This window comes from Bradyrhizobium sp. BR 1432, from assembly GCF_051547705.1.
GTDB classification, from domain to species: domain Bacteria; phylum Pseudomonadota; class Alphaproteobacteria; order Rhizobiales; family Xanthobacteraceae; genus Bradyrhizobium; species Bradyrhizobium zhanjiangense.
In genome coordinates this window covers 5,815,565-5,839,234 of record NZ_JBPUGF010000003.1, presented here as the reverse complement: position 1 = coordinate 5,839,234, position 23,670 = coordinate 5,815,565, and the positions used below count along the sequence as shown (strand labels likewise).

At 64.6% G+C, this 23,670-nt stretch carries 24 protein-coding genes and 2 pseudogenes; 12 read left to right on the top strand and 14 right to left on the bottom strand.

Translation table 11 applies throughout. The features are described 5' to 3' along the window. Window positions 1-260 precede the first annotated feature (260 nt). Both ACSKB8_RS28235 and ACSKB8_RS28230 read right to left on the bottom strand, forming a co-directional pair. Window positions 261-1,634 carry a PleD family two-component system response regulator gene (locus tag ACSKB8_RS28235; protein ID WP_128933302.1) on the bottom strand — a complete coding sequence of 458 codons (1,374 nt, stop codon included), beginning with the start codon at window positions 1,632-1,634 and terminating at the stop codon, window positions 261-263. Window positions 1,635-1,648: 14 nt separating this feature from the next. Further along, window positions 1,649-2,014, bottom strand: coding sequence for a response regulator (locus tag ACSKB8_RS28230; RefSeq protein ID WP_008566616.1), 366 nt, complete (start codon window positions 2,012-2,014; stop codon window positions 1,649-1,651). A 240-nt stretch (window positions 2,015-2,254) separates the two neighbouring features. Here ACSKB8_RS28230 and ACSKB8_RS28225 point away from each other — a divergent pair, with 240 nt between their 5' ends. Both ACSKB8_RS28225 and ACSKB8_RS28220 read left to right on the top strand, forming a co-directional pair. Beyond that, the gene (locus tag ACSKB8_RS28225) at window positions 2,255-2,566 is read left to right on the top strand and encodes a DUF3572 domain-containing protein (RefSeq protein ID WP_091895933.1); all 312 of its coding nucleotides are present in this window, start codon (window positions 2,255-2,257) and stop codon (window positions 2,564-2,566) included. Beyond that, on the top strand, window positions 2,563-3,852 hold the full coding sequence (locus tag ACSKB8_RS28220; protein ID WP_438107760.1) for a DNA polymerase IV: 1,290 nt from the start codon (window positions 2,563-2,565) through the stop codon (window positions 3,850-3,852). Before ACSKB8_RS28225 ends, ACSKB8_RS28220 begins: the two co-directional genes overlap by 4 nt. A 16-nt stretch (window positions 3,853-3,868) precedes the next feature. On the opposite strand, the gene ACSKB8_RS28215 is transcribed toward ACSKB8_RS28220, so the two are convergent. Continuing rightward, a complete protein-coding gene (locus ACSKB8_RS28215) occupies window positions 3,869-4,024 on the bottom strand; it encodes a hypothetical protein (protein WP_438107759.1) in 156 nt (51 codons plus the stop codon). A gap of 199 nt (window positions 4,025-4,223) precedes the next feature. On the opposite strand from ACSKB8_RS28215, the gene ACSKB8_RS28210 reads away from it, so the two are divergent. Further along, window positions 4,224-4,631 (top strand): ACT domain-containing protein, encoded by a 408-nt coding sequence (locus ACSKB8_RS28210; RefSeq protein ID WP_438107758.1) that lies wholly within the window; start codon window positions 4,224-4,226, stop codon window positions 4,629-4,631. 89 nt (window positions 4,632-4,720) lie between these two features. Here ACSKB8_RS28210 and ACSKB8_RS28205 read toward each other — a convergent pair whose 3' ends face one another. Next, window positions 4,721-5,122 carry a RidA family protein gene (locus tag ACSKB8_RS28205; protein ID WP_091899125.1) on the bottom strand — a complete coding sequence of 134 codons (402 nt, stop codon included), beginning with the start codon at window positions 5,120-5,122 and terminating at the stop codon, window positions 4,721-4,723. A 175-nt stretch (window positions 5,123-5,297) separates the two neighbouring features. Next, window positions 5,298-6,143, bottom strand: a complete 846-nt coding sequence (locus ACSKB8_RS28200) for a cell envelope integrity EipB family protein (RefSeq protein WP_438107757.1) — start codon at window positions 6,141-6,143, stop codon at window positions 5,298-5,300. Window positions 6,144-6,383: 240 nt separating this feature from the next. On the opposite strand from ACSKB8_RS28200, the gene ACSKB8_RS28195 reads away from it, so the two are divergent. From ACSKB8_RS28195 to ACSKB8_RS28180, 4 genes and pseudogenes are all read left to right on the top strand, one after another. Further along, a complete protein-coding gene (locus tag ACSKB8_RS28195) occupies window positions 6,384-6,851 on the top strand; it encodes a RidA family protein (protein ID WP_438107756.1) in 468 nt (155 codons plus the stop codon). 5 nt (window positions 6,852-6,856) lie between these two features. Next, window positions 6,857-7,599: pseudogene (locus ACSKB8_RS28190) on the top strand (glycerophosphodiester phosphodiesterase). 211 nt (window positions 7,600-7,810) lie between these two features. Next, window positions 7,811-9,052 (top strand): GNAT family N-acetyltransferase, encoded by a 1,242-nt coding sequence (locus tag ACSKB8_RS28185; RefSeq protein WP_438107755.1) that lies wholly within the window; start codon window positions 7,811-7,813, stop codon window positions 9,050-9,052. Between the two features lie 60 nt (window positions 9,053-9,112). After that, window positions 9,113-9,541 carry an HIT family protein gene (locus ACSKB8_RS28180; RefSeq protein WP_438107754.1) on the top strand — a complete coding sequence of 143 codons (429 nt, stop codon included), beginning with the start codon at window positions 9,113-9,115 and terminating at the stop codon, window positions 9,539-9,541. 210 nt (window positions 9,542-9,751) lie between these two features. Here the strand turns inward: ACSKB8_RS28180 and tsaA are convergent, their stop codons facing one another. The 4 genes from tsaA to ACSKB8_RS28160 form a co-directional block, all read right to left on the bottom strand. Continuing rightward, window positions 9,752-10,243 carry a tRNA (N6-threonylcarbamoyladenosine(37)-N6)-methyltransferase TrmO gene (gene tsaA, locus ACSKB8_RS28175; protein WP_438107753.1) on the bottom strand — a complete coding sequence of 164 codons (492 nt, stop codon included), beginning with the start codon at window positions 10,241-10,243 and terminating at the stop codon, window positions 9,752-9,754. Between the two features lie 31 nt (window positions 10,244-10,274). Then, complete coding sequence (locus ACSKB8_RS28170) at window positions 10,275-10,625, bottom strand: AzlD domain-containing protein (protein ID WP_438107752.1); 351 nt, start codon at window positions 10,623-10,625, stop codon at window positions 10,275-10,277. Beyond that, window positions 10,622-11,362, bottom strand: a complete 741-nt coding sequence (locus ACSKB8_RS28165) for an AzlC family ABC transporter permease (protein ID WP_438107751.1) — start codon at window positions 11,360-11,362, stop codon at window positions 10,622-10,624. Before ACSKB8_RS28165 ends, ACSKB8_RS28170 begins: the two co-directional genes overlap by 4 nt. Before the next feature lie 227 nt (window positions 11,363-11,589). Continuing rightward, on the bottom strand, window positions 11,590-12,543 hold the full coding sequence (locus ACSKB8_RS28160) for a transglycosylase SLT domain-containing protein (RefSeq protein ID WP_438107750.1): 954 nt from the start codon (window positions 12,541-12,543) through the stop codon (window positions 11,590-11,592). A gap of 89 nt (window positions 12,544-12,632) precedes the next feature. Here ACSKB8_RS28160 and ACSKB8_RS28155 point away from each other — a divergent pair, with 89 nt between their 5' ends. Then, entirely contained in the window at window positions 12,633-13,271 is a 639-nt protein-coding gene (locus tag ACSKB8_RS28155) for an HAD family hydrolase (RefSeq protein WP_438107749.1), read from the top strand. Between the two features lie 4 nt (window positions 13,272-13,275). Here ACSKB8_RS28155 and ACSKB8_RS28150 read toward each other — a convergent pair whose 3' ends face one another. Both ACSKB8_RS28150 and ACSKB8_RS28145 read right to left on the bottom strand, forming a co-directional pair. Next, window positions 13,276-14,313, bottom strand: coding sequence for a phenylacetaldoxime dehydratase family protein (locus tag ACSKB8_RS28150; RefSeq protein ID WP_438107748.1), 1,038 nt, complete (start codon window positions 14,311-14,313; stop codon window positions 13,276-13,278). A gap of 28 nt (window positions 14,314-14,341) precedes the next feature. Then, window positions 14,342-15,358 (bottom strand): carbon-nitrogen hydrolase family protein, encoded by a 1,017-nt coding sequence (locus ACSKB8_RS28145; protein WP_438107747.1) that lies wholly within the window; start codon window positions 15,356-15,358, stop codon window positions 14,342-14,344. A gap of 195 nt (window positions 15,359-15,553) precedes the next feature. Here ACSKB8_RS28145 and ACSKB8_RS28140 point away from each other — a divergent pair, with 195 nt between their 5' ends. The 4 genes and pseudogenes from ACSKB8_RS28140 to ACSKB8_RS28125 all read left to right on the top strand — a co-directional run. Then, the gene (locus tag ACSKB8_RS28140) at window positions 15,554-16,510 is read left to right on the top strand and encodes a helix-turn-helix domain-containing protein (RefSeq protein ID WP_438107746.1); all 957 of its coding nucleotides are present in this window, start codon (window positions 15,554-15,556) and stop codon (window positions 16,508-16,510) included. Window positions 16,511-16,560: 50 nt separating this feature from the next. Then, entirely contained in the window at window positions 16,561-16,851 is a 291-nt protein-coding gene (locus tag ACSKB8_RS28135) for a hypothetical protein (RefSeq protein WP_438107745.1), read from the top strand. A 114-nt stretch (window positions 16,852-16,965) separates the two neighbouring features. After that, window positions 16,966-17,991 carry an aldo/keto reductase gene (locus ACSKB8_RS28130; protein ID WP_438107744.1) on the top strand — a complete coding sequence of 342 codons (1,026 nt, stop codon included), beginning with the start codon at window positions 16,966-16,968 and terminating at the stop codon, window positions 17,989-17,991. Between the two features lie 184 nt (window positions 17,992-18,175). Continuing rightward, window positions 18,176-19,354 (top strand): annotated as a pseudogene (locus tag ACSKB8_RS28125) (MFS transporter); the annotation flags it as partial. Window positions 19,355-19,666: 312 nt separating this feature from the next. Here the strand turns inward: ACSKB8_RS28125 and clpA are convergent. The 3 genes from clpA to ACSKB8_RS28110 form a co-directional block, all read right to left on the bottom strand. Further along, entirely contained in the window at window positions 19,667-22,075 is a 2,409-nt protein-coding gene (gene clpA, locus ACSKB8_RS28120) for an ATP-dependent Clp protease ATP-binding subunit ClpA (RefSeq protein WP_438107743.1), read from the bottom strand. 300 nt (window positions 22,076-22,375) lie between these two features. Then, a complete protein-coding gene (clpS, locus tag ACSKB8_RS28115) occupies window positions 22,376-22,708 on the bottom strand; it encodes an ATP-dependent Clp protease adapter ClpS (RefSeq protein WP_164934959.1) in 333 nt (110 codons plus the stop codon). A gap of 621 nt (window positions 22,709-23,329) precedes the next feature. Continuing rightward, window positions 23,330-23,668 carry a phasin family protein gene (locus ACSKB8_RS28110; RefSeq protein ID WP_438107742.1) on the bottom strand — a complete coding sequence of 113 codons (339 nt, stop codon included), beginning with the start codon at window positions 23,666-23,668 and terminating at the stop codon, window positions 23,330-23,332. Between the last annotated feature and the right edge of the window lie 2 nt (window positions 23,669-23,670).

Genomic DNA, 23,670 nt, shown 5'->3' with positions numbered 1-23,670 from the left:
GAAGGCGGGTGATCCAGTATTCCAGAGGCAGCGAGGTTAGAACCGAAAGGCCGCGGCGTACTGGATTCCCGCATGCGCGGGGAATGACAGCGGAGTTTGTAGGACCTGTTCGGGATGATGGCAGAATGCCCCTGTTTTGCCCGACGTGTCAAATGGCGCTGCCGCCAGCGCAAACCGCCCTGCTTCTCACGTAAGCCGTTGATCTTGCTATCGCCGGCTACTGTGCATGGGGTTGTTTTCGCACTTATTGTGCCGGCAGCTCACGCGGCCTGCGCCACCACCCGGTTGCGACCGTCGTGCTTGGCGCGGTAGAGCGCGGTGTCGGCGCGCTTGAGGACGTCGGCGACCGCCTCGCCCTTCTGCTCCAGCGTGGTCAGGCCAATCGAGATCGTGACCTCGATGCGCTTCGTCCCTTTGTGGATCGCAAACGGCTCGCCCGCGATCGAGCGGCGCAGGCGCTCGGCGACCATGCCGGCGACGTGGAGATCGGTCTCGGGCATCACGATGACGAACTCCTCGCCGCCATAGCGGCAGGCAAGGTCAATGCCGCGGATCGACTTGCGCACCCGCACCGCGAACTCGCGCAGCACGTCGTCACCGGCGTCATGGCCGTAATTGTCGTTGATCGACTTGAAGTAATCGATGTCCAAAATCATCAGCGCGAGCGGCTTGCCGCGGGTCGCGGCCTGCTCGGCGAGCGTCGCCAGATGACTCTCCATGTAGCGGCGGTTGTGCAGCCCGGTGAGCGCGTCGGTGATCGCCATCTCGATCGAGTTCTGCACGTTGTCGCGCAGGTGATCGGTGTAGCGGCGGCGGCGGATCTGGGTGCGGGCCCGCGCCAGCAGCTCGGTCTTGTCGATGGGGCGCAGCAGATAGTCGTTGACGCCGATCTCGAGGCCGCGGAGCAGCCGCGTCGAGTTCTCGGGGTCGGCGATCGCCAGGATCGGGACGTGGCGCGTGCGCTCCAGCGAGCGCGCCTGGCTGCAGAGCCGCAGGCCATCGAAATTGTTGAGATCGAGCGAAACGATCAAGAGGTCGTAATTGCCCTCGGCGGCGTGGAATAGCGCTTCCGTCGGGTTCGGCTCGACGTCGATGGTGTGCTCGGCGGCGAGGATCGTCGCCAGCCGCTCATAGGAGGACTCGCGGTCGTCGACCAGCAGGATGCGGCCGCCCTTGCCGGTGTCGGCCACGGCGCTGCGCTCGGGCGCCTGCATGCCGATCTCAAGCGAGGTGATGGCGCGCATGCGCAGCTCATCGGTCATCATCTTCAGCCGCGTCAGCGAGCGCACGCGCGCGATCAGGACCACGTCGGAGACGGGTTTTGTCAGGAAATCGTCGGCGCCGGCTTCAAGTCCGCGGTTGCGGTCGGACGGGCTGTCGAGCGCGGTGACCATCACGACGGGAATGTGGTGGGTGGCAGGGTCCGTCTTCAGGCGGCGGCAAACTTCGAAGCCGTCCATGTCGGGCATCATCACGTCGAGCAGGATGATGTCGCATTCGGCGCGCCGGCTGATCGCCAGCGCCTCGGCGCCGTTCGCCGCAGTCATCACGTCGAAATATTCGGCAGACAGGCGGGCTTCGAGGAGCTTGACGTTGGCAGGAACGTCATCGACAACCAGGATACGCGCGGACACTTTGAACTCACTTCCTATCCGATAAAACGCCGGACCGTCTCAATGAATTTGCCGACCGAGATCGGCTTGGACAAATAGGCTTCGCAGCCGCCCTCGCGGATGCGCTCTTCGTCGCCCTTCATCGCGAAGGCCGTGACCGCGACGACGGGAATGGCGCGTAGCTCCGGATCGTCCTTGATCCAGCGTGTCACCTCGAGGCCCGAGACCTGCGGCAGTTGGATATCCATCAGCACGAGGTCGGGCCTCATCTTGCGAACGAGATCGAGCGCCTCGTAGCCGTTGCTGGTGCCGGAGGTCTGGTAACCGTGCGCCTCCAACAGGTCGCGGAAGAGCTTCATGTTGAGCTCGTTGTCTTCCACGATCAGGACGGTCTTAGCCATCCCGCCCTCCTGATTGGTCCGCAGACCCATACATGTGACGCCTCAGGCGCCGCTCGCCGGCGCTTCGAAAACTGGATTCAAACTAGCCCCAGATTCGCTCTAGTTTCGTTAAACCCGAGGGCCGACTTTCTGCGATGTGGTTTCCAGTTGCTTGTCGGGCTCGCAAGACTCGAGGCGAAGACTCGGGCATGATGATTCCAAATTAGAGACCGAAAGTTAACGGAAAGGCAAACCGGCCCCGTGAAAAAGCCTGTTCACAACCCCCGCGAAGTCGCTGAAATCGTTGCGATTCAGGCCCTGTCCTTCGTCGCCGGCGAGCCCGAGCGGCTGGGCCTGTTCCTGGCTGAGACAGGGGTCGGTCCGGAGACCCTGCGCAATGCCGCCTCCGACCCCAATTTCCTGCTCAGCGTGCTCGATTTCGTGCTGCGCGATGACGAGACCGTGAAGGCGTTTGCGAAGACCGCGGAACTGCATCCAACCAACGTTGCCGCGGCGCGGCAGGTGCTGGGCGACGCGCTCGGCGACCCCTCCTGGGAGCGCGACGTGCCGTGACCGAACCCGATCCGGCCGGGCCCCGCTGCTTCTGCCGGGATTGTCTGGCCGATCTGGATATGGGCGTGAGGCGCTGTTCCGCCTGCGGATCCCCTCGCCTGGTCCGCCACCGCGCGCTCGCGGGCCTGACCATCGCCCATATCGACTGCGACGCCTTTTATGCGACGGTCGAGAAGCGCGACAATCCTGCTATCGCCGATAAGCCCGTCATCATCGGCGGAGGCAAGCGCGGCGTGGTGTCGGCTGCCTGCTACATCGCCCGCACCTATGGCGTGCGCTCGGCCATGCCGATGTTCAAGGCTCTGGAGGCCTGCCCGCACGCCACCGTGATCCCGCCCGACATGTCGAAGTACGTCCGGGTCGGCCGCGAGGTGCGCCAGTCCATGCAGGCGCTGACGCCGCTGGTCGAGCCGCTCTCGATCGACGAGGCCTTCCTCGATCTGTCCGGCACCGAGCGCGTCCACGGCATGATCCCGGCAAAGGTGCTGGCGCGTTTTGCCTACGAGGTCGAGCGCGACATCGGCATCACCGTCTCGGTCGGCCTGTCCTGCAACAAGTTTTTGGCCAAGATCGCCTCCGACCTCGACAAGCCGCGCGGCTTTGCCGCGCTCGACCAGGACGAAGCGCGCTTGATGCTGTCTTCGAGGCCGGTCGGCTTCATCTTTGGCGTCGGACCGGCCACGCAGGAACGCCTCTTGCAGCGCGGCTTCCGCATCATCGCCGATCTGCAGAAGGCCGACGAGACCGAGATGATGCGGCAGTTTCCGAGCGACGGCCGCCGGCTGTGGCGGCTTGCGCGCGGCATCGACGACCGCCGCGTCGAGCCTGATCGCGGCGCCAAGACGATTTCCAGCGAAACCACATTCGAGAGCGACATCCGCGATTTCGCGACGCTGGAGAAGATCTTGTGGCGGCTATGCGAGAAGACGTCGTCGCGTCTCAAGAGCAGCGAGCTCGCCGGCTCGACCGTCACGCTGAAGCTGAAGACCGCCGATTTCCGCCAGCGCACGCGCTCGCAGTCGATCGCCGCCCCGACGCAGCTCGCCGCAAAGATCTTCTCGATCTGCCGCGAGATGCTGGCGAAAGAGATCGACGGCACCGCCTTCCGCCTGATGGGCGCCGGCGTCAGCGCGCTGCGCGACGGCTCGGTCTCCGACGACACCGACATGCTCGACCGCCGCGCCGCGCACGCCGAGCGCGCGGTGGACAGTCTGCGCAAGAAGTTCGGCAGTGCCGCGGTGATCCGCGGCATTGCGTATGAGGGGCCGGAGAAGGCGCAGGAGTGATCGAGTCCTGCTCAACTCAGTCGCGTTCGAAGATCCGTGCACCCGGATAGGCGCGCCGGGCATACTGAACGGCCAAATGCCGATCCTGAGTTTCCAGGAACGGCGTTCGGATCTGACAAGACCCGACGATGAGGTGCCACAAGCCGTTGAGCTTTCGAATGACGACGTTCATTTGAGCCTCCTCGCAGTGACCCGAGTGGACTCAAATTGTAAGACTCTCCCGCCGTCGCTCAATTCTACCAGCGTAAGATCAGCGCATGAGAAGGATTAGAGGAGATATACAAAGGTATGTTGACCATGGCTCCAACAGCCTCTGTCGCCGATAGCTTCGCATGGGCTCAAACGATCCTACCGGTTCAGGGGCTAGCACCGTGACAGGCGAACGCGATCTCGACGCGCTGCTGAGTAACATGAAGCCGGAGATCCTGGACGGCATCTTCGTGTTTTGCACGCTTGCGCCGAGCGCGATCATTCCAGCCGCCATCAGTCCGATCCTGACGTTCCGCGAACGCGAAGGAACAACGCTGGTGATCGCTCTCGAAGAGGCCGAAGCGGCAGGCCTACGCTACGAGTTCGCCTCGCGCCTGATCACTCTGACGGTTCATTCGTCGCTGGACGCGGTCGGCTTCCTGGCTGCAATCACAGCGCGTCTGGCCGACGCCGGCATCAGCGTGAATGCCGTTTCGGCCTTCCATCACGATCACCTCTTCGTGCCCATCGACAAGGCGGACGAAGCGATGGCTGTTCTACAGAAGATGTCTGGCGCGAGACACTCGTAGCCCGGATGGAGCGTAGCGCAATCCGGGACAGCGCATCCTAGCAGCAGACCCGGATTACGCTTCGCTCCATCCGGGCTACAAGAGAGACCTCAATCCGCGACCGCCACCGCCTCGATCTCGATCAGCCACTCCGGTGCGGCCAGCGCGGAGACGCCGACGAGCGTCGAGGCCGGTGGCTCCATGCCTTCGAAGAAGACGGAGCGGGCTTTGCCGATGATGGGGCGCAGCTCCGGCTTGTAGTTCACGACGAAGGTCGTGATCTTGACGATGTTGGCGTAGCTCGCCCCCGCCGCTTTCAGCGCGTGGCCGAGATTCTGCATCACCTGCGTCGTCTGCGCGGCAATATCGCCCTCGCCGACGATCCGCCCCTCCTCGTCCACCGACACCTGACCGGAGATGTAGATGGTGCGCGCGCCGGTAGCGGTGACGACGTGCGAATAGGCGGGATTGTGATGCAGGCCGCTGGGGCGGAGATGGTCGAGCTTGGGCATGGTGCTGGCCTCCCGGATGTTTGTGGTTGGGATGGAGGGTAGCTGGAGAGCGCGCGGAGAGCCAGCCCCGTCATTGCGAGGAGCTCTTGCGACGAAGCAGCTCAGACTGTCACCATGGAAATAGTCTGGATTGCTTCGCTGCGCTCGCAATGACGGAGGAGAGAACGCAGCCCCATTAATTACAGGGCTTGCTGTCCTTCACGTCGAACTTGCCCATCGCGCCGGAGATCACGAAATCGTTGTAGTCGAGCACGAGCTGGCGGGAGACGCCGTTCTCGTAGAGCTCGAACGCCATCGCGTAGACCGGCGTCTGCTCGCCTTCCTTCTGCTGGGCCTCGCGGTCGAAGTAACTGACGGTGACGGGCCAGCGCTTGAGCGATTTCATATGCTCGTCGGAGATCGACGGGTCGGACGCGGTGGCACGGTCGGCCGGGATCGGCTGGCCGATCACGGTCAGTGTGTTGTAGACCTTCTGGCCATCGTCGGAGCCGTCATAGACGGAGAGCTCGAGCAGCGACTTGCCTTCGTTGGCTGCAGCGATGATGCGCTGGATCTGCTCGGTCGGGAATACGATCTTGCCGTCGAGGGTAAATGTCTTCGGCGCCGGCAGCTTCAGCTTGACGTTGATGTGGTCGCCGTCGCGCTCGGCCGAGCCGTCGACGCGGCCGGCATCCGCCTCGTTCATGCGCGTCTCGATGTTGAAGCGGTAGCTCTTGCCGGCGGCGTCCTCCCAGGAATTGGACCGGAGGTCGCTCAGCGTGACCTTACCCTCGCCGCTGTCGAGCTCGGAGACCTGGCGGAATTCCGAGGTATAACCCTCGCAGGCATTCCCCGTGAAATTGTAGAGGATGCGGCCGCGGGCACTGTTGACCGAGTTGGAGCGCGATTTCACGAGGCTAAGGTCATAAAGCGCCTGGTGCGCGAGGAACGGACCCTTGGCAGCCTGCGCCTCGCCGCCAAGGCCGACAGTGGCCGCCGCGAGCGCCATCACACCGAGCGAAGTCCGGAAAAGGTGCACCATGTCTGTTCCTTGAGGATGCGTCCTTGGGGAGCGCAGATTAGACATTTTAATGACCGATCCATTGCGTCGCAACTGAGGCCGTTTCACGTAAAGTTGCGGCTCCCGCGTTGAACCTCCTCCCCTGCCTCAACAAAATGCAGTCCCTTCGGTTGCTTGCATGTGGCGGCACGATGAGCGAAACAGGGCCGCCGGCCTCCAGAGGCGTCGGGGCAGATGAATTCTTGGACAACGAGGTCGAACATGGCTGGCACAGTCGAGCAGAAACTGGCGGAACAAGGCATCAAGCTGCATGAAGCCCCCACTCCCGTCGCCAACTATGTGCCGTTCGTGCGCACCGGCAATTTGCTGTTCGTCTCCGGCCAGGTCTGCTTCGATCCCGCCGGCAAGCTGATCGCCAAGGGCAAGCTGGGTGCCGGCGTCTCGATCGAAGACGGCGCTGCGGCCGCCCGCGGCTGCGCGGTGAACCTGCTGGCCCAGGTCAAGGCCGCGCTCGGCGACCTCGACAAGGTCGTGCGCGTGGTCCGCCTCGGCGGTTTCATCAACTCGGCGCCCGACTTCCTGGACGGGCCCGAGGTGCTGAACGGTGCTTCCGACCTGATGGTCGCGGCCTTCGGTGACAAGGGCCGCCATGCCCGCACCACCGTCGGGGTCGCCTCGCTGCCTGCCGATGCGGCGGTCGAGGTCGACGGCGTGTTCGAGGTCGCCTGACCCGAATGCGCGCTCCGGATTGGCTGACAGCCCGGCCGGTCGCCCATCGCGGCCTGCATGACATTTCGCGCGGCATCGTGGAAAACATGCCGGGCGCGGTCCAGGCCGCAATCGCAGGCAATTTTTCGATCGAGGTCGATATCCAGCTCTCCGCCGACGGCGAGGCCATGGTGCATCACGACCATGCGCTCGGCCGCCTCACCGAGGCCACTGGAGAGGTGATCGAGAAAACCGCGGCCGAGCTGAAAGCCGTCAAGTTCAAGGATACGCCGGAGCGGATGATGTCGCTCGGCGATCTCTGCGCCCTGGTCGCCGGTCGGGTACCGCTGGTGATCGAGGTGAAGAGCCATTTTGGCGGCGACCGCAAGCTGGTGAAGCGGATGGCCGAGGTGCTGGCGTCCTATGACGGTCCCGCCGTCGGCATGTCCTTCGATCCCGACCAGGTGCTGGCGCTACGCGAGGCGCTGCTCCCGCCCGCGCGGCATCGTCGCGCAGCAGACCTCGAGGACGAGTACTGGGCCAAGCTGACCCAGGCGCAGCGCGACAGCATGCTGTACCTGCGCCACGGCTTGCAGACCCAGCCGCACTTTGTGGCGTTCAAAGTCGATCACCTGCCGGCCCCGCCCCCTGGATTGCCCGCAACGTCTTCGGCTGCGCCCTGCTCGGCTGGACCGTGCGCACGCCGGAGCAGCGGACGCGGGTCGGTCAATATGCGGATCAGATGATCTTCGAGGGGTTCGTGCCGTAGGGTACGGCATGCGAACGCGCTCGTGTCCCGGACAAGCTGCAACGCTCCAAGCGTTGCGGCGCAGAGCCGGGACCCATCCCTCCGCGAACGTGCTGCCACATGGGCCCCGGCTCTGCAGCGCCCCGCTGAAGGAGCGCTGCACTGCGTCCGGGCACGAGAGAGGCGTTCCCCACCCTTGAAGTCGCTGCTGCAATGCACGATCTTGGGGACGATGGCATCATCCGAAATCACGCTCGAGGCCGTACCTTCGATTGGCGAAGTGGCACCGGAGGATTGGGACGCCTGCGCCAATCCCGGCAAGGCTTGCAATGGGAATGGCACGGGAACCTCATCCGCCCTTCCAGGCGATTCCGCCGGTCTCTTAAAGTCGGCCTATAACCCGTTCGTCTCACACGCATTTCTCTCCGCCGCTGAGAAATCGGGCTCAGCGACGATCCGCACCGGCTGGGGACCGCGGCATCTCGTGGCCAAGCTCGACGGTCGCGTCGCCGGCGTAGTGCCCTGCTATCTCAAGTCGCACTCGCAGGGCGAATATGTCTTCGACCGGGGCTGGGCGGACGCCTATGAACGCGCGGGCGGGCGCTACTATCCGAAGCTCCAGGTCTCGGTTCCGTTCACCCCAGCCACAGGACCGCGTCTGCTGGTCCGCGACGGTGTCGACCGCGAGCGGATCAGCGAGGCCCTGGCGAGCGGGCTGGTGGCGCTGTGCGGGGTCAGCAAGGCCTCCTCGGTGCACGTCACCTTCGCCCGCGAGGCCGAATGGAAGCTGCTCGCCAAGCACGGCTTCCTCCAGCGCACCGACCAGCAGTTCCACTGGCACAATGATGGCTTTGCCAGCTTCGATGACTTTCTGGCGACGCTGAACTCGCGCCACCGCAAGTCGATCAAGCGCGAGCGACGCGATGCGCTCTCCGCCGGCATCACCATCCACTGGCTCACGGGCAAAGACATCACCGAGGACGCCTGGGACGCGTTCTTCGAATTCTACATGGAGACCGGCTCGCGCAAATGGGGCCGGCCGTATCTGACGCGCGAGTTCTTCTCGCTGATCGGCGAGACGATGAGCGAGGACGTGCTGCTGGTGATGGCCCGCCGCAACAATCGCTGGATCGCAGGCGCGATCAACTTCATCGGCTCAGACACGCTGTTCGGCCGCAACTGGGGCGCGGTCGAGCATCATCCGTTCCTGCATTTCGAGGTCTGCTACTATCAGGCGATTGATTTCGCCATCAAGCGCGGCCTCCGGCACGTCGAGGCCGGCGCACAGGGCGAGCACAAGATCGCACGCGGCTATCTGCCGAAGACGACCTATTCCGCCCACTTCATCGCCGATCCGGGCCTGCGGCGCGCCATCGACGACTATCTCAAGCGCGAGCGCGCCTATGTTGCGGAAGCCGGACGCGAGCTCGCCGAGCTCGGCCCGTTCCGCAAAGGCGCCGACGAGGCGCCTTGACGCCTCGCCGTTGCTGGTGACAGTAAGCGCAAAATCTCGAGGAGCCGCCGAGGAGCTAGCATGACCGCCTACGACACCAACAACATCTTCGCAAAGATCCTGCGCGGCGAGCTGCCCTCCTACAAGGTGTACGAGGACGAACACGTCTTCGCCTTTCTCGACATCATGCCGCGCGTGCCTGGCCACACGCTGGTGATCCCGAAGGCCGCTGCCCGCAACATCCTCGACATCAGACCGGACGACTTCGCCCATGTCGCCCGCGGCGCGCACAAGATCGCGGCGGCAGCGATGAAGGCGTTCGAAGCCGACGGAATCACCGTGCAGCAGTTCAACGAGCCCGCCGGCGGACAGGTGGTGTTTCATCTCCACATGCACGTGATGCCGCGCCGCGACGGTGTCGCCATGCTGCCGCCCGCGAGCCGCAAGGAAGACGCCAAGGTGCTGGAAGAGCACGCGGCCAAGCTGATCGCGGCGTTGAAGGCGGGGTAGATCTCTCCGCTCGTCATTCCGGGGCGCGCCCCGTAGCCCGGATGGAGCGAAGCACAATCCGGGACTGTCCCCGCATTCCGCTTCGCTCCATGCGGGCTACGATGGCTCCTCCTCGTCATTGCGAGCGAAGCGAAGCAATCCAGACTGCTTCCGCGGCGACGGTCTGGATTGCTTCGTCGCGAGGCTCCTCGCAATGACGGAGCAGAGACCTCACTCCGTCTCGAAATCGCCCTTCTGCGGCGCCGCCAGTGGCGTGAACTCGCAACGGTCCGGCTTGATGTCGATCAGCGGCGTGTTGTCGAGGCAGTCAAGTCCGCGCACCAGGATCGCATTGCCCTCGATGCCGACCAGCTTCACGATCGAGGTGCCGATCGGATTGGGCCGCACCGGTGAGCGTAGCGAAAACGTGCCGCGGGTCTTCTCGTTGTTCTTTGGGCTCTGCAGGATGATGTCGCGCCGCGACCTGTCGAGCCAGTAGAGCACTTCGAGGTTGCTGTAGAAATCGACGCCCTTGATGGCCGGCACGAACGGCTCGAATATTTCGAGCCGGCACACCGGGCCGTCGTGACGCCCCTGCCGCGGCGTCTCCAGCCGCGACGTCCAGGGGGTGCGGATGCGGCCGATGAAGACGAGGCCGGCATCCTCTGCGGGCGGCAGTTCGATGGCGACCTCGCCCTCGCGGAGCTCCTGTTCGCGAACCATATTTCCTGTTCCTTGCTGTTCGCCGGCGGTTTTAGCCCAACCACCACTTTCCGGCCAGCATGAAGACTTCGCCCGTGACGACGCCCGCAAAGATCGAGCGGCGGGTCAGCAGGAAGACGACGAGCCCGGCCCCCACCGCGCCATAGCGCAAGATATCCGGCACGCTGGCAAGCGCCCCTGGCGGCTCGACCACGATCTGGGCGATGACACCGGCCAGGATCGCGGTCGCGACCGCCCGCACCCAGACCAGCAGCTCGGAGCCTTCGTCGATGCCGCCGCCGAACCACAGGCCCAGCATGCGCCATATCTGATTGGGAACCACGCCGGCGACGAACAGCACGGCCAGCGCGTGCCAGTCGCCGATGAGCTGCGCCAAGCTCATGCGCGCACCTCCCGCCGCCAATGCACGCCATAGGCGATCGTGCCAGCCATGAGGCCGCTGACCAGGATATCAAGGCCCGAGTTCATCTTCACGGCCAGCGGATAGAGCAATATGCCCAGCACGAGTGCGACCACATCGGCGACCTCGCGGCTGTTGCGCGCAGTCGAGAACAGGAACGACAGCGGCGTCAGCAGCAGGATCGCGGCGCCAAGCGTCTGCGTCAGGTTGGCGGCGAGGAAATAGCCAACCGTGTTGGCGGTGAGGCACACCGAGACCAGGCCACAGCCGAGCCCGTGGACGAAGGCGATGCGCCGCTCGCGCGGCACAAGCGGCAGGAAGCGGTGGCATTCGACCCAGAGCGTGACGGCGGTGAGATGCGCGGTGAAGATCAGCTCGCGCCGTTTCGTCGTCGGCGTGCGCATCAACGGCAACACCGAGACCACCATCGGAAACAGGCGGATGGCGCTGACGGTGACCGCGATCGCCGACTGGATGATGGTGGCACCCGAGCCAAGCGTGGTAATCAGGATGATCTGCGCAGGACCCGCCCAGACGAACAACGTCGAGGCGAGCGCCCAGAGCAGGCTGAAATGGGTGTCGTGGGCGAGCGCGCCGATGCCGAGATAGGTCACGAACAGCACGATGGTGAGGATCGTCTGCGTGATCGAGCGCAGCCCCCACGCAAAGGCGCGCCAGGAGCTTTGCCATTGAGGTGAATCGAGCGGAGGAAGCGCCACGGGAGGTTTGGTCGAGGAGAGGAATCGTGCCTCATAACGGGCGATACGGCGACGCACGTCAAGAAAGCCCGCGGCGGGGCTGGCATGCGCACGTGGCGCGGGGCACCCGCCGACGTCATTCCGGGGCGCGACAAAGTCGCGAGCCCGGAATCCATTTCACCACGATCTCTGCGGCCCGATGGATTCCGGGCTCGCGCCAAGAGGCGCGCCCCGGAATGACGAGGGGCCTACCCGCTCACACCCCTGTTCTTCAGCACGAAGCACGCACCGCCCGCTTTGCGGATACGATTGCACAGATCGTCCGCCTCGGCGCGCGTGTCGGCACCGATGCGCACCTGATAGAAAGCGCGCGTGCCGCGGCTGCGCATCACCGAGCTCAGCAGGCTCGGATCACGCTCGCCGATCACGGCGCTCAGTTTCGTGACGGCCCGGGAATACATCGCCAGCGCCCTGTTGCGGTCGAAGCCGGCGGCAAGCTGCACGCCCCAGACCTTTGCCGCCGCAAGCTCGACATGCTGCTCGAGCTCGGCGACGAACGGATTTGGCGCGCGCTTGAGCAGCGCCATCAGATCACCGCAGCTCGTCGGCGGTGAACTCGGCGGTCCCTTGCCGGTGCTGCCTGCCTTGGCCCAGGCATCGACGCTCGTGCCGGTGATGGCGAAGACGTAGTTGCGGGTCTGCTCCGGCATCGGTCCCGTGCCCGCGAGCCATTCCTGCACCCGCCGCGGGCCGGCATTGTAGGCGGCCGCCGCGAGGCCGAGATTACCGAACTGGTTGCGCAGCTCGTTCAAGAACTCCGCCGACTTCGGCAATGCCTGCACCGGATTGAACGGATTGAGCAGCCCGCGCTCGCTTGCCGTGCCCGGCATGAACTGCGCGATCCCTTGTGCGTGCTCGCCGTTGCGGGTCAGCGGTCCGACCGCGTCGGACTGGAAGCGGCTCTCCTGCCAGATCACCCGGGCGAAGAATTCGAGCGGCAGATTGGCCTCGCGCGCCGCCGCCTCGATGATCAGGCAGAGCGATTCCCGCGTGTCGCTCTCGCGGGCGTCCTTCGGTTTCTCCGCCGGCTTTGCGGGTTCCTCGGCATTCGGAGGCACGACGGGCGGAGGCGCCTCCTCCGCCAGCGCCGGCGACAGTACGAGGGCCTGGCACAGGACAGCGATAACCCGAGCTATTCGCATGGCATTGACGTTATCGGACAAATCGGACCTTGACTTGGAACCCCAGCCAACTAGCAACGAGCGGCAGTATCAACGCAGGTCCCGCTCCGATGGTGACAATCTTTTTTGATCTCGACGGCACGCTGACCAACCCGAAGCCCGGGATCACCCGCTCGATCCAGTACGCGCTGGAACGGCTCGGCGTTTCGGTGCCGAGCGAGGACGAACTGACCTGGTGCATCGGCCCTCCGCTGCATGCCAGCCTCAAGAGGCTCACCGGGACCGATGAACTCGCTGACCGCGCGCTCCTGCTCTATCGCGAGCGCTTCAGCGACATCGGGCTGTTCGAGAACGAGGCTTACAGCGGAATTACGGACACATTGTCGACGCTCGCAGCGACAAGTCAGCGCATGTTCGTGGCGACCAGCAAGCCCGCCGTCTATGCCACGCGCATCGTCGATCATTTCGGCCTGAAACCGTATTTCGAGCGCGTGTTCGGCTCCGAGCTCGACGGCACCCGCGTCGACAAGCGCGACCTGCTCCGCTACGCGCTCGATGAGGCCAGGGTCGATCCGCAGCGCGCCATCATGATCGGCGATCGCAGTCATGACGTGGTCGGTGCCCGCACCAACGGCATGACCGCCATCGGCGTGCTCTACGGCTATGGCAGCGAGGCCGAGCTAAAGGAGGCCGGCGCACATCACATCTGCGCCGCGCATCCCGAGCTGCTCGGCCATTGCGTGACCTAGCCTATCAGGCGCCGACAGTCTCCACCGCTGCCAGCATGCCCGTCTTTGGATGACAGTTCAGGTATTCGAAGAACTGTTCGTCGGCAGCGGCCACCGTCACCTCGTGATAGAGCCGCAGCTTGGCTGACGGCCCGAGCGTCGACAGATATTTCATCGCCGCACCGAAGATCTTGACGTGGGTCGGGTGCGACTCTGCCCAGCGTTCGAGCGCAGCGAGACTCTTCCACCAGCTCTGGCCATAGGACTTTTCGCTGACGCTTCCGTCAGCCGCGAGCACGCGCATGTAGCGGTTGGCGTAGCAGCCGATGCCGAGGCCGTCGTCGCGCAGGAAATCCATGCCCTCGCGCAGCACCGGCTCGACATCGTCGAGATAGAGCTTGCGCTCGGACGCTTCGGTATCGCTCCAGTCCTGCCCGGAGCGGATCAGGCACAGATTGTCGTGCGCCACGACGCGCAGCCGCGCGCCGTCGCGGATCAGCTCCGGTGCGCCGCCGGGCGCCATGGCGTCGGTCTGAGACAGCGGGATACGGTCGCGCATGCCGCCCCAATAGGCGTGCTCCTGCACCTCGCCGCTCATGCCGCCGGCGATTGCGGCAACCCCTTCGGGCCGGTCCGGCGAGGAGAACAGCGTCTCGTGCCGCGCCACAGCGGGTCGCAGCACCTCGATGAAGGTGCCGATGCCGTCCCGCTGTTTTCCGGTCCAGGCCTCGCGCGCCGGTGCGAACCAGGCATCGAAACGCGCGACATCGTCCCAATAGGCGACCGAGACAACGTTCTCATGACCAGACCGATCGACATAATGCGCGCGGTCCCAATGTGACGGACCGTTCTCCGCAGCGAAGAGCCCTGCGATTTCTTTCAACGCGTCCGTCGCCGCCGGCGCCTCACCGCGATATTGCACGCCGAAATAGGCCATCACGACGCAGCCGACGGCAGGCTTGTAGCGCGCCACGAACGAAGGATATGGCGGCTGATAGTCGTCCGGCACGCGCTTGTGGCGCGTGCGCGGGGCCTCGAGATGCAGAGGAATTGCGGATTCCATGATCGTGCCCTCTCCTCGACGCCGACGATCAGCTCGCCGCCGCGGCGATGTCCTTGGGCTCGACGGTGTCAACCGGCAGCGCAAATTGCTCGACCCGCTTGTACGGCTTGTTGTTGAGCAGGAGCCGCGTCACGTCGGGCCGCGAATAGTGCCCGGCGGGATCGGCGGCGTTCTTGGCGATGCCGATGGCGCCGAGGTCGATCTCGGCAATCAGGAGGCCCTCCTGGTCCGGCGCCAGCTTCTCGCCGATCTGGCTGCCGTCGGGGCCGTAGATCGCGGCAAAACCGCCGCCGGCATGCAGCAGGGCATGCTTGTCGGGCCGGTCGCACAGTTCGTCGATCATTCCTTGCGACACCGTCGCACAAGGTGCGAGCACGAAGCAGGAGCCTTCCACCGCGTAGACGCGCGAAGCCGCATTGTTCACCTCGGCCCCGAGCGCCGGCGCAAAGGGATCGTAGAGCGAGAAGCTCGGCCAGGCCGCGACGTGCACCTGTTCGTTCTGCGCGTACATCGCGTATTTCGACAGCGGCTGGAGATGCTCCCAGCAGCACAGCGCGCCGAGACGGCCGATGTCGGCTCTGGCATGCACGGCGAGGTCGCTGCCATCTCCTTCGCCATAGACGGTGCGCTCGGCATGGGTCGGCCGCAGCTTGCGGCGCTTTGCGATGGTTTCGCCGTCGGGTCCGATCAGCCATTGCGCCAGATAGAGGCTGCCGCCGTCGCGTTCGGAGAGACCGATCACGGCGGTGAGCTTTGCCCTGCGCACGGCCTCGCGCAGCTTTTCAGCCTGCTGGCTGTCATAGGACAATGAATTGTCGAAATAGCGCTGCACGAATCCGCGGCCGATCGCCCAGGCCGGCGAGTCCATCCAGATATGCCAGGGGTAACCGGGGATGAACGCCTCGGGAAAGGCGATCAGCTTGGCGCCCTTCTCCGCGGCCTCCCTGATCAGTGCGACCGTCTTGTCGATCGAGGCGTCGAGGTCGAGCCAGGCCGGCGCCGCCTGCACCACCGCCACTTTGTATTTCGGATGTTCGATGCCCATTCCCGCCTCCATGCCGGTTGATCGGAAGCCACGTCCGATGCAGTCTATTGAGCCAAGCCGGGCGGCGGGGCGCTCGACCACGGCGGAACAAAAACTCGACTGGACGCGGCCACCGACCGGGTATGGGATTTGCCTCCGGGCAGGCTGGATCCGCCAACAGGCGATTTTGCAGGATGTGAAAGGGAGGCTCCTCAGATGCCAGTCCAGTTCACGACGGATGGCAGCCCCGGCTACCGGCGGCTTGCTCTCTGGCAGGACATCGTCTGCGACGTCTTCGTCGGGCTCGACTGCAAGTCGGACCTCGGCAGCGCTTTTCACGGGTCGGTCACGCAGGCTTCGCTCGGCAGGGCGGTGTGCTCCGAGGTCTGCTCCGATCGCCAGCACGTATTCCGCACACCCTCGCGCATCGCGCGCTCCGATCAGGATTTCGTCCTGGTCGCGCTCGGCAATCGCGGCGACGGCGGCGTGGTGCAGGATGGCCGCGAGACCGTGATCCATCCCGGCGAGTTCGCCCTGTATGACACCACGCGGCCCTATGAGCTGAAGTTCAACGACAGCTTCACGCAGACCATCTTCAAGGTGCCGCGTGAGATGCTGCAGCGCCGGCTCGGCGGTACCGAGGCGCTGACCGCGATCGCGTTCGGCGCCGATGTGCCGCTCGAGCGGCTCGCCTATGATTTTATTGTCAGGCTCTGCCAGAGCGCGGACCGGCTGGCTCCGGACAACGCGGTCGCGCTGTCGGAGCAGGCGGTCGATCTCCTTGCGATGGCGCTGGGCGAACGGCTCGGCAAGACGTCGCTGCCATCCTCGACCCATCGCTCCGCCCTGCTCTACCGGCTGAAAGCGCACATCCGCGCGCATCTCGCCGATCCCGATCTCTCGCTCGCGGAGACCGCGGCCGCGCTCGGCATCTCGCCGCGCTATGTCAACGATCTCCTCGCCGACGAGGACATCTCGTTCCAGCGCCACGTGCTTGCCGAACGTCTCGCCCAATGCCGGCGCGACCTCGCCTCACCCGTGCTCGCCCATCGCCACATCAGCGAGATCGCCTTCGCCTGGGGTTTCAACGACCTCTCGCATTTCGGCCGCGTCTTCCGCGAGCATTTCGGGATGTCACCGCGCGACTTTCGGCAGAGCCAGTTGCGGCACTGACGTCCCTTGCAATCAGCTATCACCTCGAGCCTTCGCTTCCAACGAAGGTAATGCTCGCCAATTCCAAATTGTCTTGCCTGGTGACCTGCATCAAGCTGGCACGCATGAGGACTCACGCCACCATAAGCGGAACGGAGCTGTTGCTGGGTGTGATCGCGATCCGGCTCGCAGTGCTGGTCCTGGTGGGCTGGAGCCTGACGCTGCTACCGCGGCAACCGCGCGACAGTGAACCTGCGTGCTTTCCCTCGCCCGCAACAAGGCTCGAAGCTCAATCTTTGGTGAAGACGCCCGGCTCGCGCATTGCCGATGCAGCGTTCGACGACATGCGCCTGCACGACTAGGCCATTCCCAAGCAAGGCCGGTATGTGAGCGCGTGATAGGACGCTGCGCCTGCTTGCACTATCCTCGCCACCAAGCCGCAGTGATCAATCAGCGACCAGCCGAGGAGCATATCGATGGAATACCGACGCTTGGGCCGGTCAGGCCTCATGGTGCCTGCCTTGAGTCTTGGGACCGGTACCTTTGGCGGCGTCGGCCGCCTCGCCGCCTGGGGCACGACGGACGCGACCGAAGCGCGGCGGCTTCTCGATATCTGCCTCGATGCCGGCGTGTCGATGTTCGATACCGCGAATGTCTATTCGCTCGGCGAATCCGAGCGCGTTCTCGGCGAAGCCATCAAGGGACGCCGCGACAAGGTCCTGATCTCGACCAAGGCAAGCTTCCGCTTCGGCGATGGGGCCAACGACATCGGATCATCACGCCAGCATCTGCTCGCCGCGATCGACGGTTCGCTGAGCCGGCTCGGCACCGACTACATCGACCTGTTCCAGCTCCACGGCTTCGACGCCTTCACCCCACCTGAAGAGGTGCTCGCGACCCTCGACGTGCTCGTGCGTGCCGGCAAGATCCGCTACGTCGGCGTCTCGAATTTTTCGGGCTGGCACCTGATGAAGTCGCTCGCCGTCGCCGACAAGCATGGCTTCCCGCGCTACGTCGCCAACCAGACCTATTATTCGTTGATCGGTCGCGACTACGAGTGGGAGCTGATGCCGCTCAGTCTCGACCAGGGCTTAGGTGCCGTGGTCTGGTCGCCACTCGGATGGGGCCGCCTCACCGGCAAGATCCGCCGGGGTCAGCCCAAGCCGGAAGTCAGCCGCCTGCCCCAGACCGCCGATTTTGGCCCGCCCGTGCCGGACGAACATGTCTATCGTGTCGTCGATGCCATCGACGAGGTCGCGAAGGAGACGGGCAAGAGCGTCTCGCAGATCGCGCTCAACTGGCTGCTGCAGCGTCCGACCGTCGCGACCCTGATCATCGGCGCGCGCAATGAGACGCAGCTGCGCGAAAATCTCGGCGCGGTCGGCTGGTCGCTGACCAAGGACCATGTCGCAAAGCTCGATGCCGCGAGCAAGGTGACGCTGCCCTATCCCTATTGGCACCAGCGCACGACGTTCACCGACCGCAATCCGCCGGCAGTGTAGAAGCCGGTCAATTGCCATGACTGCGCGCTGTTGAGCGCTCGTGAAAGCGCGTTCCGACCCCTGTCCTTTCATGGCGGAAGCCCTGCTCCGGCAGGGGAACTGTCCGGGTCCTGACGGGTTGCTGTCGATCGGGCAATTTCCTATTCGGAGATGAATTACGGCTCGAATCAACCGCGCCTCCATCATGTCGTCCGCCCCGATCGAGCATGCCGACGGCTTGCCGCAGCCACAACGCAACCAGGCGGTGCTGACCATTGCGCTCGGCATCATCATGGCGGTGGTCGACAGCGCCATCGCCAACGTGGCGCTGCCGACGATTGCGGCCGACCTTGATGCGAGCCCGGCCTTCTCGATCTGGATCGTCAACGGCTACCAGCTCGCGATCACGATCTCGCTGCTGCCGCTGGCTTCGCTCGGCGAGATCGTCGGCTATCGCCGCGTCTATCTGGTCGGGCTCGCGCTGTTCACGCTCGCGTCCGCGTTGTGCGCGCTGGCACATACGCTGCCGCTGTTGACGATCGCGCGCATCATCCAGGGCTTTGGCGCGGCCGGCATCATGAGCGTCAACGCGGCGCTGGTGCGCTTCACCTATCCGCGCAGCCAGCTCGGCCGCGGCATCGGGCTCAACGCGCTCGTGGTCGCGTTCTCGGCCGCGGTCGGACCGACGCTCGCCGCCGGCATCCTCGCGGTCGGAAGCTGGCCCTGGCTGTTCGCCATCAACGTCCCGCTCGGTGCGGTGACATTGCTGATCGGCTTGCGCAGCCTGCCGCACACCAAACAAGCGAGCCGTTCCTTCGATTGGCAGAGTGCGGGGCTGTCGGCAATCACGTTCGGCGTCGGCATCGCCGCCGTCGACAGCGTCGGTCACGGGGAGGCCGCGATCACCTGCCTCGTGCAGTTCGCCATCGCCATCGTCGCCGGCGCGCTGCTGATCTATCGCGAGACCCACATGACCTCGCCGCTCTTGCCGGTCGACCTGTTACGCATCCCCGTGTTCGCGCTGTCGATTGCGACCTCGATCGCATCGTTCTGCGGGCAGATGCTGGCCTTCGTCGCCATCCCCTTCTATCTCCAGAGCCGCTTCGGCTATTCCGCCGTGCATATGGGCCTCTTGATCACACCCTGGCCGATCGCGGTGGCTTTCGCGGCGCCCCTCGCCGGCCGCCTGGTCGAGCATTATCCGGCCGGCCTGCTCGGCGGCATCGGGCTCACGCTGTTCGCCTGTGGCCTCGGTGCGCTCGCCTTCCTGCCCGCTAGCCCGACGCCGTTCGACGTGATCTGGCGCATGGCACTGGCCGGCGCCGGCTTCGGCCTGTTCCAGACCCCCAACAACCGCACCATGATCGCGGCCGCCCCGCGCGAGCGCGCCGGCGGCGCCAGCGGCATGCTGGGCACGGCGCGCCTGCTCGGCCAGACCACCGGCGCGGCGCTGGTGGCGCTGTTGCTCGGCCGCTATCCGATCGACGGAACCCGATTGGCCCTACTCGCCGGTGTCGGCTTTGCACTCTGCGGCGCGGTGCTGAGCCTGCTGCGGCTGTCGCCCGTGGGCGCGCGCGGCGCCGAGCATGTTCGTGTGCAGGACGACCAGCGCCTGCGGGGGAATGAAGCCGCTACAGTGATGCGAGCAACAAAAGGCCGGCTTTTCAGCCGGCCTTTTCAACTCATCGCGCGCAAGTCAGACCTTGACCAGCGGTCCTTTCGAAGTCGGCCCCTTGGAGCCGCCGGGACCGCCCGGCTTGGACTTGCCTGGCGGACGCTTGCGGGCGCCGGGCAGCTTCTCCTGCTTCGGCGTGACCGGGCCCTCGACGAACTCGAAGCCGATCTTCTCCTTGGTCTCGTCGCCCTCGTCCTTGACGAGAACCACGCGAACATGGCCGCCGCCCTTGAGCTTGCCGAACAGCACCTCGTCCGCCAGCGGCTTCTTGATGTGCTCCTGGATCACGCGGGCCATGGGACGTGCGCCCATCTGCTCGTCATAGCCGTGCTGGATCAGCCAGGCCTTGGCCTCCTCGGACAGCTCGATTGTGACGTCGCGGTCGCCGAGCTGCGCCTCGAGCTGAAGCACGAACTTCTCCACGACCGTGCCAATCACCTCGACGCTGAGATGGCCGAACGAGACGATGGCATCGAGGCGATTGCGGAATTCCGGCGCGAACTGCCGGTTGATCGCCTCGTGGTCGTCGCCTTCGCGCTTGGAGCGGGTGAAGCCGAACGCCTGCTTGGCGAGATCCGCTGCGCCCGCATTGGTGGTCATGATCAGGATTACGTTGCGGAAGTTAACCTGCTTGCCGTTGTGGTCGGTGAGCCGGCCGTGATCCATGATCTGGAGCAACACGTTGTAGAGGTCTGGATGCGCCTTCTCGATTTCGTCGAGCAGTACCACGCAATGCGGATGCTGGTCGACGCCATCGGTGAGCAGGCCGCCCTGGTCGAAGCCGACATAGCCGGGAGGCGCGCCGATCAGGCGCGACACGGTGTGCCGCTCCATATATTCGGACATGTCGAAGCGCAGGAGCTCGACGCCCAGCGCGGCCGCGAGTTGCTTGGCGACCTCGGTCTTGCCGACGCCGGTGGGTCCGGAGAACAGGTAGCAGCCGATCGGCTTCTCCGGCTCGCGCAGGCCCGCGCGTGCCAGCTTGATCGAGGCGGCGAGCGATTCGATCGCCTTGTCCTGGCCGAAAACGGTGCGCTTCAAGGTCTGCTCGAGATGCTTGAGCACCTCGGCATCGTCCTTCGACACGCTCTTCGGCGGAATCCGCGCCATCGAGGCGATCGTGGTCTCGATCTCCTTGATGCCGATGGTCTTCTTGCGCTTGTTCTCGGAGACCAGCATCTGCGCCGCACCCGACTCGTCGATCACGTCGATCGCCTTGTCCGGCAGCTTGCGGTCGTGGATGTAGCGCGAGGAGAGCTGGACGGCGGCCTCGATCGCCTCGTTGGTGTATTTCAGCCGGTGATAGTCCTCGAAATACGGCTTGAGACCCTTGAGGATCGCGATGGCGTCCTCGACCGTCGGCTCGTTGATGTCGATCTTCTGGAAGCGCCGCACCAGCGCGCGGTCCTTCTCGAAGTGCTGGCGATATTCCTTGTACGTCGTCGAGCCCATGCAGCGGATCGTGCCCGAGGCCAGCGCCGGCTTGAGCAGGTTCGAGGCGTCCATCGCCCCGCCCGACGTCGCGCCCGCACCGATCACGGTGTGGATCTCGTCGATGAACAGGATGGCGTTGGGATGCGCCTCGAGCTCCTTCAGCACCTGCTTCAGACGCTCTTCGAAGTCGCCGCGATAGCGCGTGCCGGCGAGCAGCGTGCCCATGTCGAGCGAGAACACCGTCGCAGCCGCCAGCACCTCCGGCACCTCGCTGTCGACGATGCGCTTGGCGAGCCCCTCCGCGATCGCGGTCTTGCCGACGCCGGCTTCGCCGACGAACAGCGGGTTGTTCTTCTGCCGGCGGCACAGCACCTGGATCGCGCGGTTGATCTCGGAATTGCGCCCGATCACCGGATCGATCTTGCCGTCGCGCGCCTTCTTGTTGAGGTTGACGCAATAGGTCTCGAGCGCCTCGCCCTTCTTCTTGGCGTCCTCGTTGCCCTTGGTCTCGGTCTCCTCGTCGACGCCGCGCACGGGGCGCGCCTCGGAGACGCCCGGCCGCTTGGCGATGCCGTGGCTGATGTAGTTGACTGCGTCATAGCGCGTCATGTCCTGCTCCTGCAGGAAATACGCAGCATGGCTCTCGCGCTCCGCGAAGATCGCGATCAGCACGTTGGCGCCGGTCACCTCTTCGCGACCGGACGACTGCACGTGGATCACCGCGCGCTGGATCACGCGCTGGAAGCCGGCGGTCGGCTTGGCGTCGTCGGCGCCATCCGTCACCAGATTCTCGAATTCGGTTTCAAGATAGTTGACGAGGCTCGTGCGGAGCTTGTCGAGATCGACACTACAGGCGCGCATGACGGCGGCTGCATCGGAGTCATCGATCAAAGAGAGCAAAAGATGCTCGAGCGTCGCGTATTGGTGATGACGCTCGTTTGCGATCGCCAGCGCACGATGCAGGGATTGTTCAAGGCTTTGGGAAAAAGTCGGCATTCGCGTCCTCTATGGCCCCCACCATCATGATCGTCATCGCCCGGTCAGGCAACAACAACCTTTGTCACATATAGTTATACAAGATCGCGGCAAAAGACCGGTTCCGCGACTCTGGCGGCTGCACACCTGCGGTATTCTCGATTACCGTATTCTCGATGCAAAACCCGTTCCGATTTGGGCGGGATCGGCGCCGGCACAAAATTCTGTTGCTGCCGGCTGCAACGGATGTCGCGCGCAGACCTCAGGCGACGATCACACCGCCACTACAAGGGAGCTGGCTTCAACGCGCCGTGAGGCGTCTTACTTCTTTTCCATCACGCATTGCAGCGGATGCTGGTGCTTGCGGGCGAAATCCATCACCTGCGTCACCTTGGTCTCCGCGATCTCGTAGGTGAACACGCCGCACTCCCCGATGCCGTGATGATGGACGTGCAGCATGATCTTGGTCGCCGCCTCGACGTCCTTCTGGAAGAACTTCTCCAGCACGTGAACGACGAATTCCATCGGCGTGTAGTCGTCGTTCAGGATCAGCACACGATACAGGTTCGGCCGTTTGGTCTTTGGCTTGACCTTGGTGATGACCGATGTGTTCGGCCCGGAAGGGCCGCCCGAACGGTTCTCATCGTTGCTCATCCGGGGAGCGCAGGCGGCGGTGACCGCGGACAGGTCGAGTCTGGAAGTCAGTTGCGGCATGGCACAGGCGTTCAAATTCCCCACGGAAGCGAATGACGGTCTGCGGCACAGCTCAGCACTTCGGAGCCTCGCACAGGCGCGCCGCCTTTCTGAATCGTCGCCTCCGACCGCTCCGGTCCAAACCGGATCGGTCGACGGCGATATGGCCCTGCCCTCGGCTCGCCGCAAGCATGCAACGGTCCGGCCGATGCTGCCGCGGCGGTCCCGATTCCCGGCCCGGTGATCCTCACCAAGGTTAGTCAATCCGGACCGGTTTGACAAAATTTTCCGTCGCGCCCATTTGGAACGTGTTGACCAGGAACCCGACCGTCCCATGCGGCTGCGACCTTTCGCGCACGGCACATCTCCGGTTTTCTACGGTCCAATTTACCAAGGGCTTGAGTGCATGGCGCGAGATCGGACCGTGTCGCGGTCGACGTCTCCAGCTGTGCGACAACCGCAAGTCGGCAAGCGTCATAATCGATGCGGTGCAAGTGCGGCACTCTGACGGATTGATCGCGCGCAAACAAAAAGCCCGGCTGATCAGCCGGGCTTTTTTCATTCCAGGACTTCCAGAAAGCGTTAGTTCGCAGCCGGGGTGAACTTCGACACGATGGTCTCGACCGGCTTGAACGCCTGCTTGGCGAGGTCGCTGTAGAGGCCGGCGATCTTCTGCAATTCAGCAACGAAGGTCTCGTAGGCGGAACGGGCGAAATCGGTCTGCGCTTCCATGGCCTTGTCCAGCGACTTCACGCCGGAGAGCTTCTCGACGAAGGACTTGGTGTCTTCGAACGACTTCTTGGTGTAGTCGCCATAGGCGCTCGCGATCGCCTGGAGGCCGTGCTGCACCGAGGTCGCGGAGGCGACGCACTGCTCGAACTGCTCTTTCCCGTAGTTCTGAAAGTCTTCAACCTTGAACATGT

Coding starts and splice junctions, on each gene's coding strand:
- ACSKB8_RS28155 (WP_438107749.1), top strand. CDS start 12,633: ATGGTGACAATCTTTTTTGATCTCGACGGCACGCTGACCAACCCGAAG.
- clpA (WP_438107743.1), bottom strand. CDS start 22,075: ATGCCGACTTTTTCCCAAAGCCTTGAACAATCCCTGCATCGTGCGCTG.
- clpS (WP_164934959.1), bottom strand. CDS start 22,708: ATGAGCAACGATGAGAACCGTTCGGGCGGCCCTTCCGGGCCGAACACA.
- ACSKB8_RS28170 (WP_438107752.1), bottom strand. CDS start 10,625: ATGAGCTTGGCGCAGCTCATCGGCGACTGGCACGCGCTGGCCGTGCTG.
- ACSKB8_RS28135 (WP_438107745.1), top strand. CDS start 16,561: ATGCTCGCCAATTCCAAATTGTCTTGCCTGGTGACCTGCATCAAGCTG.
- ACSKB8_RS28130 (WP_438107744.1), top strand. CDS start 16,966: ATGGAATACCGACGCTTGGGCCGGTCAGGCCTCATGGTGCCTGCCTTG.
- ACSKB8_RS28215 (WP_438107759.1), bottom strand. CDS start 4,024: ATGAACGTCGTCATTCGAAAGCTCAACGGCTTGTGGCACCTCATCGTC.
- ACSKB8_RS28145 (WP_438107747.1), bottom strand. CDS start 15,358: ATGGGCATCGAACATCCGAAATACAAAGTGGCGGTGGTGCAGGCGGCG.
- ACSKB8_RS28185 (WP_438107755.1), top strand. CDS start 7,811: ATGGCATCATCCGAAATCACGCTCGAGGCCGTACCTTCGATTGGCGAA.
- ACSKB8_RS28150 (WP_438107748.1), bottom strand. CDS start 14,313: ATGGAATCCGCAATTCCTCTGCATCTCGAGGCCCCGCGCACGCGCCAC.
- ACSKB8_RS28180 (WP_438107754.1), top strand. CDS start 9,113: ATGACCGCCTACGACACCAACAACATCTTCGCAAAGATCCTGCGCGGC.
- ACSKB8_RS28205 (WP_091899125.1), bottom strand. CDS start 5,122: ATGCCCAAGCTCGACCATCTCCGCCCCAGCGGCCTGCATCACAATCCC.
- ACSKB8_RS28200 (WP_438107757.1), bottom strand. CDS start 6,143: ATGGTGCACCTTTTCCGGACTTCGCTCGGTGTGATGGCGCTCGCGGCG.
- ACSKB8_RS28140 (WP_438107746.1), top strand. CDS start 15,554: ATGCCAGTCCAGTTCACGACGGATGGCAGCCCCGGCTACCGGCGGCTT.
- ACSKB8_RS28230 (WP_008566616.1), bottom strand. CDS start 2,014: ATGGCTAAGACCGTCCTGATCGTGGAAGACAACGAGCTCAACATGAAG.
- ACSKB8_RS28160 (WP_438107750.1), bottom strand. CDS start 12,543: ATGCGAATAGCTCGGGTTATCGCTGTCCTGTGCCAGGCCCTCGTACTG.
- ACSKB8_RS28110 (WP_438107742.1), bottom strand. CDS start 23,668: ATGTTCAAGGTTGAAGACTTTCAGAACTACGGGAAAGAGCAGTTCGAG.
- tsaA (WP_438107753.1), bottom strand. CDS start 10,243: ATGGTTCGCGAACAGGAGCTCCGCGAGGGCGAGGTCGCCATCGAACTG.
- ACSKB8_RS28195 (WP_438107756.1), top strand. CDS start 6,384: ATGGCTGGCACAGTCGAGCAGAAACTGGCGGAACAAGGCATCAAGCTG.